Source organism: Moorena sp. SIO1G6, assembly GCF_010672795.1.
Classification (GTDB): domain Bacteria; phylum Cyanobacteriota; class Cyanobacteriia; order Cyanobacteriales; family Coleofasciculaceae; genus Moorena; species Moorena producens.
Genome location: NZ_JAAHFZ010000017.1, coordinates 99,577 through 113,546, shown reverse-complemented (window position 1 = coordinate 113,546; position 13,970 = coordinate 99,577). Strand labels below are relative to the sequence as shown.

Here is a 13,970-nt window from a genome sequence, read left to right as displayed (position 1 = left end):
AGGGAATAGGCAATAGGCAATAGGCAATAGAGAACAGGTAAAAAAAACATGTGTGCCTCTTTTGGCTAGAAACCGCTAGATAGGGTACCTAAATGAATTGTGATAATTTTTGTTACCGACTGCCGACTGCCGACTGCCGACTCCCTACTCCCTACTCCCTACTCCCTACTCCCTTTGCTATAACAAATAGACATCTCCAAAAATTAACCTCAAACCCTTGCACTGCCTGGGTCAAAACCGAGTTTCTGGAGATGTCTAATAACAATTTTCAAACCACAAAACTATGCAATTACTTGAATCACTACCAAATCAACTGCCAGATGCTGTACCGGAGCAGCTGCGAACTGCACTAGAAGACATTGTCAACCAGCTTGAGATTCAGAAGTCCAACTTCTCTATTCGCCATCGAGATTACAAACCCTTGGAACTTCCAGCTGAGGTAGTAGAACGCTTTGGGCAATTGCCCTTAGATTTGCAAAAAAAGTATCTGAGTTTGCAACTGCGGAGTTTTCTCTACGGGCTTTACTACAACGGTTCGCTAAAAGATGGTCTAGCCCTCAATGGCGATTCAGATGACCTGACCCTGCACCAAAATTTAGAAAACAATACTTACCTGGGGATAGACCTAAAATTCTACCAGCGATTGGATGAAAGCAATACCGGTGAAGGCTACTTTGACCCGGATTGGTTGGTGCTAAGGCAAGAAAGTGATGGCACTCTGGCAGTAAATAAGGGGGGTTTAACTCTACATATCGAGCCGGAGGAGCATTTACAACCAGAAGCACAATCTCCCGCAGTTGGGGACGACGTTGCGGTGTTGCTACCTCCGAATCTAGTACAAAACGGATTCTATATGGCAGTGGGTAATCTCGGTACCTATGACTATGGGCATCCAGATAGTGAAGGGGAAATTGTCCGCATCTACTTCAACTTAACCGCTGAAGGTGCAGTGGCGGTAATGGGTAGCCTGACGCAACAGTTAAATCAAATCTCGGTGCCATTCTCTTTTAAGGTTCTCTATAATCCTGAGGATTACAACCGCTACGACTCAGGAGTACTCTACTTTGACAACAACGACTATGAAGCAGTGCGGTTAGTGCTTCGGAAGGTTTATACAGAACACCAATCCCATTTTAAGCCAGAAGTACCCCTGTTCACCAAATTCCTAGCGCCAGGATTGGGGTTAGCGGAAGAACCAGACCAGAAATTTGCTGACCAAGAAAGTTTTGGCATGAACCGCTGTCAAATTGTTGCTAATGGCTTATTGGAAGCTCACCACAAAGGAGACGATTCTCCAGAAGCTCGCATGGCAGCAATTCTGCAAGAATTTTCTCTGTTGGAGATTGAATTGCAGCACTGCTACCTAAATGCCAAATCTGAAGACATCTATACTCCGTTAGAGTTATGAAGCTAACTGATCTGACAAGCACCCTGACCGCATCCCCTGCTCAAGACACGGTTTCTGCTAGAGTTAAATCTAGAGTTAAATTCCCAAAATCAAATTTACCTTTTTACCGCAAACTAGGACGCACTGACTTAACCGTGAGCTGCCTGGGATTAGGTGGTGGGGGACACATTTCTAGTGAGGATACTCTCTACGCCTTTGACCAAGGAATCAACTACTTTTTCTACTCCAGCGATCTACATCACTATCTCTACAGTTCTATGGCTGGGGCGCTGCGCCAGCTGTGTGGAAGGGGTTCCTCAGTTCGAGAGCAGGTAGTTCTGGCAACGGTAACTTACATGACCAGGAGTCCCGATGCCATATTGACTTATCTATACGATCAGTTTGTAGACTTGGGAATTGACTACATTGATATATTTTTTTGGGGCTGGATTGATGCTGACAATGGGGATAATTTCGAGAAATGTTTGAATATTTCTAACGATCTGCGCGGTCCAAATACAGTTTATCAGCGCACCATAGAAAGAGTATTTGAAACCTCAGAACGTCTCAAAAAAATGGGTGCTGTGCGCTATATTGGTGCGTCATTCCACGACCACGATCTTGCCCGAAAGTGGCTAAATAGCCCTTTATTAGATGTGGTCATGGTTCGCCATAATGTTGCTCACCGCACTGCTCAGCAAAAGGTCTTTGCGGATCTAGCTCCCGAAGACCCCCAGCGACCGGGTATTGTGACGTTTAAGTCAGCTGGAATGCAGACTGTTCTTTGGACTCCCCCGGAGGATCTACCAGAAGACTGCTGGACACCTTCAGTACCAGATTTATATCGCTACTCTTTAAGTCAGAACTGTGTGGATGTTGCCTTGGCAGGTTTGACTTGTCGTGAAGAAGTTGATGCAGCGATCAAAGGCATTCAGAAAGGAAAACTAACCCAGGCTGAAGTAGACTATCTCAATCTCTATGGCGATTTACATCGCAATCGGATCAATATCGAAGAAATTCCACCTGAACACTTGATTTACCAACCTGAACCTGTTGTTATTTATAGATGAGAGGTCAGCTATCAGCCGTCAGCTGTCAGCCGTTGGTCTTTTGCTGATAGCTGATACGCGACACGCTGATACGCGACACGCTAATAGCTGATAGCTTACAGAATTTATACTGTTAAACTACACAATTGATTAATCACAAAAAGCCATGACACAAACGACAGAAACCTTAGAAAAACCGGTAGTAGTAGAAACTTCCCCAGTCACGGATGCAGATATTATTGCTTACCTGCGCCGTTCCAGGAAATTTGGTGAAATTGCTAGCTTAGCTGAACAAGATGCCTTGATTTTGGATGTGTGTGAGGAACTTAGTATTACAGTTTCCGATCAGGAATGGCAAGCGGCTGGAGATGCTTTTCGTTTAGAGCACAAGTTGCTAGGGGTTACTGAAACCAATACTTGGTTTTATGAGCAAAAGATTACTGTAGAAGAGTGGTCTGAAGGCATTAAAGTCGAGCTGTTGACGAAGAAATTAAAAGAGCATCTGTTTGGAGGAGCTGTCGATGGTGATTATATTAGCAATCGCGAAAACTATAGACGAGTCGCCCTCTCTCAAATTCTTGTGGTTGACCTAGCCCAGGCTTTGAAAATAGTTAAAGCACTCCGCTATGACAACGCTTCTTTCTGTGCTTTAGCACTGGAACACTCGAAGGGAAAACAGTCCCAAGACAATGGCGGTTTTGTGGGGATTCGATTTTTAGCAGAACTTTCCCAAGACATTGCCAAAGGGATTTATGAAGCTAAAGAAGGTGATGTTATCGGACCGATTCAAACTAAACTTGGCTATCATATCCTCAGAGTTGAGAAGTGGTTTCCAACGGAACTAAGTGAATCCGTTAGAGAGGCAATTTTAGAATCCCTATTTCAGAATTGGTTACAGGATCAAAGCCAGAATGATTCTGTATAAAATTCGTAAGCAGTCAGCCGTCAGCTATCAGCTGACTACTTACAAAGAAAGCACATGAATCCTGGCAATTAAGGAGTAGCTTAAGTTAAGCAAAAGGGGGTTGTTTAAAAAAATAATGTTATCTAAGATACCTGTTTTTATAGCATTAGCTGTTAGTGGGTTTAACTTAGTTAGTGGGTTAGATACTATTTGGCTTGAGCCAGTTAAAGCACCAGTTGTTAGTCAGCTTAATACCATGAGTGTTCAAGGTAGTAGTGTTTTAAAAACGGAAAGCAGAAAAGTTAGCCCTTTTACTGCGATTGACGTTAGTGGTAGTTATGACATTGAAATTGTTATTCAGCCAACTACCAATCTTGAAATTAGCGGTGATGATAATATTTTGCCCCTAATTATTACAGAAGTCAGGGATAATACCCTATTCATTTATCCTGAAAAAAGTATTTCTCCTAAAACCCTCTTAACAATTAAAGCATCTAGCCAAAATATCGAGCAACTATCTAGCCATGGCGCTAATTATGTGAAAATTTACAATGTCAATAATCAGCGGTTAGAGATTGAGAAAAATGGTAGCGGCAAGACTGAACTATATGGCAATACGAAAGAGCTATATCTAAAGGTATATGGAGCCGTTGATGTCAATGGTAAAAATCTTTCCTCTACAAAAGCTAAGGTTGACCTATTTGGTGCTTCCCAAGTAGATGTTTATGCAACTGAAAAGCTTACTGCTAATGTATTTGGGTTAGGAAATATCAATTATTACGGCAATCCTAAAAACGTCATTAGAAACATATTAGGATTAGGTTCGATTACTAAAAAATAAGTACGTAAGCATTCAGCCGTCAGTGGTCAGCCGTGAACTAAAAGCTCACGCTACGCGAACAGCTTAAAATAAACCTCCTTCGTGGCACAGGCTTCGACGCTGGGACTTAACTCAGATTAAACGAATGCTTACCTCTTTTATTCCATAGCTGATACGCGACACGCTAATAGCTAATAGCTAATAGCTGATACGCGACACGCTGATAGCTGATAGCTTACATAAGTACTAAGGAGTAAAAACGATGATTTTATCTAGAATTAGTTTCTTTGATGGCAGTGACGATAGCTTTTTTTCTGGATCTGAGTCTGGCATCAAGCTAGAGGAATTTAATCCTCTTTCCTTTTTGGAACCTAGAGTCGGCATTTCTTCGTTGAATAGGAGCTTTAATCGAAATCAGATTTCTGAAGAGAGAAGCAATGACATTCTGACTAGCACGAGTGGTAATAATTCCTTTTCTGGAGGAGAAGGTGATGACATTCTTGTAGGTGGAACAGGAAATGATACTCTTGATGGTGGAGAAGGTAACGACATTATCGCTGGCCTGAGTGGAGATGACTCGATTTCTGGCGGGTTAGGGGATGACACTCTCACAGGTGGAGGTATTTCCTTGTCTCAAGACGGTAACTCTACTACTATCAAGGTCATTGATACCAGTGGTATTGATACTCTTAGTGGTGGGGAGGGAGCCGATAGATTAGTGCTAGGGGGAAAGTCTCAATTTTTCCCTGAAAGTACTGTGATTCAGTATGATGAAGCAGGGAATGATGACTATGCTCTGATTACGGATTTTGATACTGGCGAGGATGTTATTCAACTTGGTGGTTCTAAAAGTGATTATCGCTTGGATTCATCGCCGATTGGTTTACCGTCAGGTACAGGGATATTCCTAGGAAATGAGCTGATTGCTATTGTCCAAGGGAGTTTAGAGCTGGATCTTAGTGCTAGCTATTTTGAAGGTTCGGAAGTTTAGGTAGAATTAAGAATTAAGAATGTAGAATTTAGAAGGCAGAAGCCAGAAGCCAGAATGTAGAATGTAGAATTTAGAAGGCAGAATTTAGAAGGCAGAAGCCAGAAGCCAGAAGCCAGAATGTAGAATTTAGAAGGCAGAAGGCCGAATGTATAATTATTAATTCTCAATTCTCAATTCTTAATTCTCAATTCTTAATTCTTAATTCTTAATTCTTAATTCTTAATTCTACATTCTTAATTCTACATTCTTAATTTTTTTTCAAAACCCTTGACAATCATTTTTATAATCATTACAATAATCATTGTAAACGTAATTAAGTTTTTTAGCCATGTCTACAGAATTTATTCCGAATCACAACAATAATCCCAAGAAACAACGTATTAAGTACATTAAGGGCTCTCCTGAAGCAGTAACCAAAACTATTTACGGCCTTTGCGCACTCGGGTATGGGTCGGTTTCCGACTGGAGCCCTTTGCAACCGACGGGCATTCCGGGGCAAGTAATTAGTTTTGCAACCAAGTATCAAACTTGGCGTTAATAGGTTAAATTTATGGGGGGGTTTCCCCCCCGGTCTGGTCCGGTAGGATCACATCCGGATTGATTCGGAAACTGATAGACAAGACAATTGCGTTTACAGTATTGAAATAGCCGTGGATAGTATTTCTACGGCTATTTTTTTTTGTAAGCTATCAGCTTAAGCGCTACGCGCACGCTACGCGAACAGCTATCAGCTATCAGCTATCAGCTTAAGCGCTACGCGCACGCTACGCGAACAGCTATCAGCTATCAGCTATCAGCTTAAGCGCTACGCGCACGCTACGCGAACAGCTATCAGCTATCAGCTATCAGCTTAAGCGCTACGCGCACGCTACGCGAACAGCTATCAGCTATCAGCTTATGATTGGGGCTACACCTATGGTGGGCAGTGCCTAGTAACGGGCTTTGTCAGCTGATTTGTATCAAGCACTGCCCACCCTACATGAACTAAAATCAATTAAATTGATCGTAATGACCACCTATTGCAAAAATATAAACATAGTTATCATCAAATTTGTAAATAAGGCGATCTTTTTGAGAAATTATTCTTGACCACAACCCCGATAAATTATGTTTTAACGGTTCAGGTTTTCCCATTCCTTTACCGGGATCGTCTCTCAGCATTTCTTTGATGATTTTACAAAGGGTTTGATGGAGTTTTTTGTCTTTTTTACGAAGTTCTTCGTAATTTTCCCAAGTTTTGCCCTCAAATACTAAGGATATCATCTAGTTCTTCCTGATTGGGAGAGTAGCCTTTATTTTGGGTATGGGTAGCTTGAGAATGGTTAATCTGTTCCATTAAATGGCTATTTTGTAATACATACAAGGTTTCTTGTTGTTGTTCCAAATCTTCGGCACTAATAATAATAAAGTATCCCTGATTGGGATCGGTTATTTTGAGGGTAGTATGGTGATTGATGACTTGTTTAATAAAGTCTTGGATGTTAGTTTTAAATTGCTTGATAGGGATAGAGTTCACGATTTTTTCCTCATTTATACTTAAGTATAGCAAGTTAATATAGCGGTTTTAAATTAGGTGAGGTAAAAGTTTGTTGGTGTTAGGGAGCAGGGAGCAGGGAGCAGGGAGCAGTAAAGCCAGAAGAGGGAAGAGAGAAAAAATTATCTGTACCTGATTAGGTAACAAAGCGCTATATTTGCTTGAGTTAGTTGTATGCATTCATCTCAAGTCGGGTTGAATACTCATAATAAAAGTTGATCGAAGGCAAAGGGCAGAAGGCAGCTTTGCTGAAGTAAAAGAATAAGGTTTCAAGGGAATGGTGCGATGGGCTACGCGCAGCCAAAGGCGATTGATCTTAGGTCAAGCTTCGCGATGAAGCGTTCGTAAAGCGTGGCCCAAAGGCCTCAGCTTCCGCTAAATGCGATCGCTTTTAGGGGTTCCAAAGGAGCATCGCAACGGTGACACGGCAGCAAGGTTGTGAGTAGAGCCTATGTGCCCACTATGATGTAAACCTAAGAGTTTTTTTTCTTATCAAATAAAATTATGATTTTTTTCTCTTATCAAATAAAATTTTGGCTCTTTTTACTCTCTTGCTTTTTGCGTCTTGCTTCCATCACTTTTACTACAACCAGTGTATTGACATTCTAGATACAAACACTATAGTAGTTTATAGGAATAAGCTAGGCAGCATTTACCTTAAAATAAAATGATTTGTGATAATTTTTGTTTCCTAATTCCAATTGCCTTTCCTATATATATCGTTTTTCATAACTATGAGGTACATCGGTGCGCTTTCCGTTGGTGACTTAAATTTACCAACAGAAAGCGCACCTTTACAAATATGAAATGCATCCCACTATTAACGGTTGACATGACCACAAATAAAAAAACGATAAACCCACAAAAACCCAGTAGGAAAACTCAAGGTGTAACACAATTATCAACTAGACCAAAAACAAGGTCTGGGAAGGTTATTAATGAACTGCTTATCAACATTTGGGAGCCCTTGGATCAGCTTGGAAAAGCTTTAATAGGTGACCTCTGGCGAGATGTCTATTTAACAATTCAGGATGCCATTGGTCTTGGGATCCTATACGTTATTTTCGGCTGGATATTTCATTGGATAACTAAAGAAAATTTTACAAGCTTTGATCAATGTTGGAATACCTGGAGCGTTTGGGAAGTAAACCGCTACTTCTGCCTTGTTGTTGTTTTGTTAGCTTTTAGCTCCTGTATTACCTTATGTGGTCGAATCCTCAAACGCTTATTAAAAGATATGATTAATCTATGACGCTATAACTAAGTTAGTGAATATGTCTACAGTTAAACGCGAAGAAATTAGTCTCTACCAAGAAGCCAAAGCTAGTTTAAGTTCCCTGTTTTGGCAAACAGCCCAAGTCTTTACTAGTTTACTAGTAATATTCTTGTTCGCTGGTGGCAAACCTCCCGGTTGGTTAGTCACCACCAGCTTTGTCGTCGGTACTGTATTTGTTTTTTGGAGAGAAAACAAGCGAACTAAGGATGGATCAAGTGAACATAAACAAATAAATAATAACGAGCATAAACCAAACAAATCTATGGTTCCCACTTATAAGAGTTACAAGCAAAGGAAAGCTAATCAAGTTCTGAGACGATCAATTGCAGAGAAAGAAACTACTATAGATGACCAGAGTGATGCCAAGTTTAACGCTAGTGCTAACTACTTCGAAAAAGCTGATTATGTTAGTAGTGAACAAAGCTATGCTAAGCAAACTAATATGGATAGAGACTCGAAAATACAGAAATGGCAAAACTATTTTAATTTTGCATTAATTATAATCATTTTTACGGCACCACTATTTACTTTTGGAATCAAAGAATTGGGGAAAAAAAATTATAAAATATATAAAAATAATCAAGGAATGATTGCTGAAATAAATAGTAAACCTCTTGTTTATTCTTCTCCAGTAATTTCACAAATTCCGACAGATGATAACCCTGAAAAAACTCAAAAATTATCTAAATCAGTTGAACCCCAACTAGTTGAACCTATAGAAGTTGAAAATAAAGGTATTATATATAATTTTAAAAATTGCCAAAAATCCTTAAATGTAAATTCAAGTACTCAATCCATAAGTTGTGCTATATTAATTACAAGCACTAAAGAAAATGTTCAGTTGCGTTTATATTCCAATCGCACTTCTTCTCAAAGAAGTAGACTATTGGATCAAGGTAAAGAATATGTAGCCACAAAAGTTGAATTTGGTACATACAGTAGTAATCGCATAGGTTATGTAAAAAATAGCTTGATTAAGGATGTACCGATAGAAGCCATTATTGATTTTGATGGAGTTCCACTAGAATTAAACCAGATAGATATCCTGCAATTTACATCCTATTTAGAGAGTTCTTATTACAAAGGTAAACTCAATACTGAATTACGTAATTTGCCGGTTATTCCGGAAAAATAGAAATTATCTAATTTACAAATAGGTTATAGCGGTTTTTAATTAGGTGAGGTACAAATTTTAGGGTTTTAGGGAACAGTGGCGTAGGGTGCGTGATAAGACGGGCTCCCCTTGATTTTCCCCCTGTTGACATCGGTTGAGATAGCCCGGCCCGTAACGCACCACTGGATCAAACTAGAGATCCTTCCCCCTTGCCTCAGCGCAGCCCTATAAATAATTTGTCTGTAGATAACTTAAGGTTAGGAAAAAGATAAGATTTGAGACAATCCCCTCTACGAAACATTACGTTCTGATATTGATCATTTACCAAACAACAGACCGTTACCGTCGGTTGCTTGGGGCTACCAATAAAGTATTTTCCGCCAATACCGAGATAATCCACAATCCAGTATTCTGGAATCCCCAAAGCTTCGTAATCTTCATACTTACGAGCATAATCATTCTGCCAATTTGTACTAACGACTTCAACCACAAGTTTTACTGTAGTACCCAGAGTTATCACTGGTTCCCTTGCCCAAAGTGGTTCGTTTACCAATTCTCCCTCATCAAGGACAACAAGATCTGGTCTGAAAGCGTTGAAGGTTCCCAAGGGCTGAATTAAGCAACGGTGTGGGATAAAATAAGGTACATCTAAACGATCTATTTCTACGTTAAGCTTTCGGCTAATCAACGCAACTACTTGCTCGTGGGGGCCAGTTGGTTCCATCTCAATTAGCTCTCCATCAATGAGTTCGTAGCGTTCATCATCTCCATACTGAGCAATAAATTCTTCTGGACTGATACCGGTTGTGGTTGCTGATAAAATCATAGAGCGGTCTCCTACTAAAACCTTACTGTTATCAACACCTAACTAAAATGTAAGCTATCAGCTTATGCGCTACTTGAGGTGCTTTTGAATAAAACAGGTAAGCATTGCTTTAATCTGAGTTAAGCCACAGCATCGTTCGCACAGCGTGGCCGTTCGCGTAGCGTGGCCAAAAGGCCAAAAGGCCAAGGCCAAAGCCTGTGCCACGGCTGACAGCTGAACACTGACAGCATGAACATTTGGATTGATGCCCAACTGCCTCCAACATTAGCAACAAGCCCTTGGGTGGTGCGTTACGGGACGGGCTATTTCAATACTAGCGCTAGGTTTTAACATGAGGGCAAGCCCGCCCCTAACTCACCCTACGCACGACGCACGACTGCCTCCAACATTAGCAGCGAGCCCTTGGGTGGTGCGTTACGGGACGGGCTATTTCAACACTAGCGCTAGGTTTTAACATGAGGGCAAGCCCGCCCCTAACTCACCCTACGCACTATCACCTACTATTTATAAGTGTTCAACGGAACATGATCTGAGCAATTAACTTAACTGAGCGACTACCTGATTTGCCAATAAGGTTTCATTGGTAAGTAAATCATCTACAGTAACTCTCAAGTAACGTTCACCATCAACTTGAAACTGGAGTTTAATGCGATCGCTTCCGGGATTGCCCAGGGGTGTTAATTTAGCCAGACTTCTTGCCCCATCCCTATCATTCAGGGGTTGCACAGCGTTTTCGCCCTGGCCTAACTGACGAGTAATCAAGCGATCGCCTTCAAAATAAATCTCTGTGCCACCAGTTTGGGAGCCTAACTCTCCTAAAATTAGCTCTATACTCGGTTGATTCTCTACCGATGCTCCTAAGAAGAGTTCTACGGGCTCACTCATGGGGTAAGGCTGTCCTTCTCTAATGATTGAGTGCCAGTTGTGACGCTTTAACCGTCTATCCCAATAGCGAATTCCGTAGCTATGGTAGAGGAAATCTTGGACTTCGATACCTTGGCTGAGCTGAAGTGCGCCAGTTGCGATCGCTTCAAAGGGTTTTTGGCAACGAACCTTGTTTGAATCGAAGTACTGGTTTACCCATGCCTGAACCGCTGGGATCTTCACCGTGCCACCCACTAACAAGACACCATCTATATCTGGCACTTCTATACCATTGCGTCTTGCTTGTTGCAGCACTTCCGTCATCTTATCATCAAGAGTATCAAAAAACTGGTGTTCTTTGAGGATAGTTTCAAACGTCTCCCGGTCTAGTTTTAGTTCGTAACTCTCGAAGGTTTCATCATTAAAATAGACTTCAGTGGCCTCAGACTGCTCAGACAGTTGAATTTTCAGGCGTTCTGCGAGTCGAGTAGTCAAAGGCGATCGCATTAACCCTTGAGTTTCCACAAAATAATCGACCAGCCAGTTATCAATATCTGTCCCACCCAAGTTTTGTCCCACTTTCGCCAGCACACGGGCAATTTTCACCTTCTGGCTAGACCCTTCACCAAACGACTTTTCCCCCCACTTAAGAATAAACCCGAGGGGTTTTTTATTCCCTTGAGCCTCCTGATTCAGCTGCACCAGAGATAAATCCAGAGTGCCACCACCAAAGTCTATAACTAGCAGAGTATCCCCTTCCGCAATACCATAGCCCAAGGCAGCCGCTGTCGGTTCATCCAGCATCCTCACCTGTTCCACTGGCAACGATTGGCAGATTGTACTAAGCCAATGGCGGTAAGCTTCAAAGCTATCCACAGGCACAGTCAGAATCACCGATTCAATCCCAGAATCCCCCGCCTCTGACTGGAGGGCTGATAGGTTTTCAATAATTTGGTTGAGGAACCATTCCCCAACTTGTTCAAAGGTGATCACGGTACCATCCAGTTCTGGCAGAAATCCCTGAACCTCAGCACCAATCCCCCGTTTGAAGCTGCGGAAGAATCGAGGGTCACTGCTGAGGTCCAAACCGCGATCGCGTACTGCCTGTCCAACAATCACCTTACCCTGAGCCGCATCTTCCACATACACCAAACTCGGAATTAACGGAGGATTTTGACTAAGTTGCAGTGCAAGTCCTGGTAAGGTGATAGTTTCTGGCTTTTCCGTGACTGGGTTCCAGCGAGTGATTACCGTATTGCTCGTGCCAAAGTCAATAGCGTAGGACGTAGTACTGGTGCTAGGCATTAATGTTTATTGAACTGATCTTATTAATATTATTTATTAATAAATATCAGTTTATGGCTGAACCACTCAATAGCCAGGACACCTGTACCCAGGAAGACGCTTTAGCAATCCCTGTCGGAATTGTGATAATTTTTGATGTCATATTCCCGATTCCCGATTCCCGATTCCCGATTCCCGATTCCCTTTGCTGATGCCATATTCCCGATTCCCGATTCCCGATTCCCGATTCCCTGTTCCCTTTAGACATCTAACTCTTGCCTAAAGCTTAGCCATGCTGCCATCGCCTCTGGATTAGATGCTACTCCTTTTTGCATCAAAATCACACCATCTTTAAAATCAATGATGCCATACTCGTTAGCCTTGGTGACCCGGTCAATCATGTTAACTAAAGAGCGCAACCGCTGACCATCATGCTTAAACGCAATTTGATAGCGTTGTAACCGCCATAAATCTGCGATCGCATAATCCACCTTCACCACCTCGCCATTATCATTGCGCAACTGTAAATCCCCTAAGCGGATGATTTCCCGACGTCCTGACAGATGAGGGACTAGATAGGTAGTAGCTGAGACACTAGCATTTCGGGGAATCTGAGCCAGTAATGACCGGATCGACCTCACACGAGACCACTGTTGCGTTAACGGCACATAGACGAAGGGTTGGTAGGAATCCGGAAGGAGGAAATAAAAGGTTCGATTTGGGCTAGAGGTAATGGTCAACACTACCGCAAGGGTTAGACAAAAAATCCAAAAGCGCCGAAACTTAGACCTAGCAGAGATCACAGCTTGACTAAATTGGGGATGAGCTGACCACCAAAGTATCGCGCCATAGAATAGCCCAGGTACTACGGTCATCGCATAGCGGATATTAATCGCAAGCACTGATTGACCTTTACCCAACAGGAGTTTTAGCAAAGGAAATGCTGCGATAGACCAAGAAGCGGGAGCAATAGCTGGTATAAATGCTAACGGTAACCATTGACCTAATAAATACTGAATGGTGCCAAAAAAGGGAGTAAACAGTTCTACTAGTAAACGCCAAGGATTAGTCAGCATACCCTTAATAATTTCCAGAGTAGACGCCTCATCCCCATCAGCGTACTGACCAAAACGCTCGATCATGAACCGTTGAGAAATATCTTCCGAAAATAGAGGCATAATTAGATTGGTCAAGACAAGTATGTAACCGAAGCTGAGGGTACAAACTGCCAGACCAATGCGAGGGTAGCGCCGACTGACGATTAAATAGAATCCCACACCAAACAAACCTATCCCGGAATCTTCCCGTACAGCTAAAATCAAAATTGCCAGCAACCAAAACAGCCACCACCATCGTTTTTCCATAGCTAGCAGTAGCCCAAACACAAACAGGGGAATTTGGCAGATGTCATGGAAATTGGCTAAAGTTGGACCAAGAATAGCATTAGCACAGTAAAAGCTAACCGTAATCATTGCTGCTAACATCGGTTGCAGATACTGTCTGGCCAGGATATACAAAACTACACCAGCAGCTGTTACCAAGGTTACCTGCAAAACGGTTAGGGTAGCGGGAAATGGAAACAAAGCATATAACGGTAACCAAAGTAATAGCGCGGGAGTAAAGTGTTGCCCTAATCGGTGGTAATAGACATCTGGAACTTCCCCATTATGAACTACATTAGTAGACAGCTGGGATGAAAGAGTACTCTGAAAGAAGCGACCGTGACTTCCATTCCAGAAGACTTGATTAAAAATTCCTTGGTCGTAAGAAGAATAAAAGGTATAGTGTCGATGTATAGTAAAAATTAAGGTGAATAAAAAAAATGCGATCGCTGCAGTAATAGCAAGTTTTAACCCAGGTTTTTTTGTCATTTGTCCTTGGTATTAAGCTCCAGAAATTTTAGCTTTTTTTAAACTACTCT

13 protein-coding genes are annotated in these 13,970 nt (G+C 41.9%); 7 read left to right on the top strand and 6 right to left on the bottom strand.

The features are described from left to right. Positions 1-283 precede the first annotated feature (283 nt). From F6K63_RS18145 to F6K63_RS18125, 5 genes are all read left to right on the top strand, one after another. Positions 284-1,408, top strand: a complete 1,125-nt coding sequence (locus tag F6K63_RS18145) for a T3SS effector HopA1 family protein (protein WP_287254504.1) — start codon at positions 284-286, stop codon at positions 1,406-1,408. Beyond that, positions 1,405-2,457, top strand: a complete 1,053-nt coding sequence (locus F6K63_RS18140; RefSeq protein ID WP_287265828.1) for an aldo/keto reductase — start codon at positions 1,405-1,407, stop codon at positions 2,455-2,457. The genes F6K63_RS18145 and F6K63_RS18140 overlap by 4 nt, the downstream gene beginning before the upstream one ends. 145 nt (positions 2,458-2,602) lie before the next feature. Next, the gene (locus F6K63_RS18135) at positions 2,603-3,361 is read left to right on the top strand and encodes a peptidylprolyl isomerase (protein WP_287312816.1); all 759 of its coding nucleotides are present in this window, start codon (positions 2,603-2,605) and stop codon (positions 3,359-3,361) included. A gap of 100 nt (positions 3,362-3,461) precedes the next feature. Continuing rightward, positions 3,462-4,181, top strand: a complete 720-nt coding sequence (locus F6K63_RS18130) for a head GIN domain-containing protein (RefSeq protein WP_287312815.1) — start codon at positions 3,462-3,464, stop codon at positions 4,179-4,181. Between the two features lie 241 nt (positions 4,182-4,422). Continuing rightward, positions 4,423-5,151 (top strand): calcium-binding protein, encoded by a 729-nt coding sequence (locus tag F6K63_RS18125; RefSeq protein WP_287256585.1) that lies wholly within the window; start codon positions 4,423-4,425, stop codon positions 5,149-5,151. A gap of 990 nt (positions 5,152-6,141) precedes the next feature. On the opposite strand, the gene F6K63_RS18115 is transcribed toward F6K63_RS18125, so the two are convergent. Together F6K63_RS18115 and F6K63_RS18110 are read right to left on the bottom strand one after the other, a co-directional pair. After that, entirely contained in the window at positions 6,142-6,414 is a 273-nt protein-coding gene (locus F6K63_RS18115; RefSeq protein ID WP_008191287.1) for a Txe/YoeB family addiction module toxin, read from the bottom strand. Further along, positions 6,395-6,667 carry a type II toxin-antitoxin system Phd/YefM family antitoxin gene (locus tag F6K63_RS18110; protein WP_008191289.1) on the bottom strand — a complete coding sequence of 91 codons (273 nt, stop codon included), beginning with the start codon at positions 6,665-6,667 and terminating at the stop codon, positions 6,395-6,397. Before F6K63_RS18110 ends, F6K63_RS18115 begins: the two co-directional genes overlap by 20 nt. An 850-nt stretch (positions 6,668-7,517) precedes the next feature. On the opposite strand from F6K63_RS18110, the gene F6K63_RS18105 reads away from it, so the two are divergent. Both F6K63_RS18105 and F6K63_RS18100 read left to right on the top strand, forming a co-directional pair. Further along, a complete protein-coding gene (locus tag F6K63_RS18105; RefSeq protein WP_008191291.1) occupies positions 7,518-7,937 on the top strand; it encodes a hypothetical protein in 420 nt (139 codons plus the stop codon). Between the two features lie 22 nt (positions 7,938-7,959). After that, positions 7,960-9,096, top strand: coding sequence for a hypothetical protein (locus tag F6K63_RS18100; protein ID WP_008191293.1), 1,137 nt, complete (start codon positions 7,960-7,962; stop codon positions 9,094-9,096). Positions 9,097-9,289: 193 nt separating this feature from the next. Here F6K63_RS18100 and F6K63_RS18095 read toward each other — a convergent pair whose 3' ends face one another. The 4 genes from F6K63_RS18095 to F6K63_RS18080 all read right to left on the bottom strand — a co-directional run bounded on the left by F6K63_RS18095 (position 9,290) and on the right by F6K63_RS18080 (position 13,920). Beyond that, positions 9,290-9,901, bottom strand: a complete 612-nt coding sequence (locus F6K63_RS18095; protein WP_287265820.1) for a Uma2 family endonuclease — start codon at positions 9,899-9,901, stop codon at positions 9,290-9,292. 69 nt (positions 9,902-9,970) lie between these two features. Then, on the bottom strand, positions 9,971-10,153 hold the full coding sequence (locus F6K63_RS18090; protein WP_131826829.1) for a hypothetical protein: 183 nt from the start codon (positions 10,151-10,153) through the stop codon (positions 9,971-9,973). A 285-nt stretch (positions 10,154-10,438) separates the two neighbouring features. Continuing rightward, positions 10,439-12,070 (bottom strand): Hsp70 family protein, encoded by a 1,632-nt coding sequence (locus F6K63_RS18085; protein ID WP_287312814.1) that lies wholly within the window; start codon positions 12,068-12,070, stop codon positions 10,439-10,441. A 239-nt stretch (positions 12,071-12,309) separates the two neighbouring features. Next, complete coding sequence (locus F6K63_RS18080) at positions 12,310-13,920, bottom strand: DUF2079 domain-containing protein (RefSeq protein ID WP_287312813.1); 1,611 nt, start codon at positions 13,918-13,920, stop codon at positions 12,310-12,312. Between the last annotated feature and the right edge of the window lie 50 nt (positions 13,921-13,970).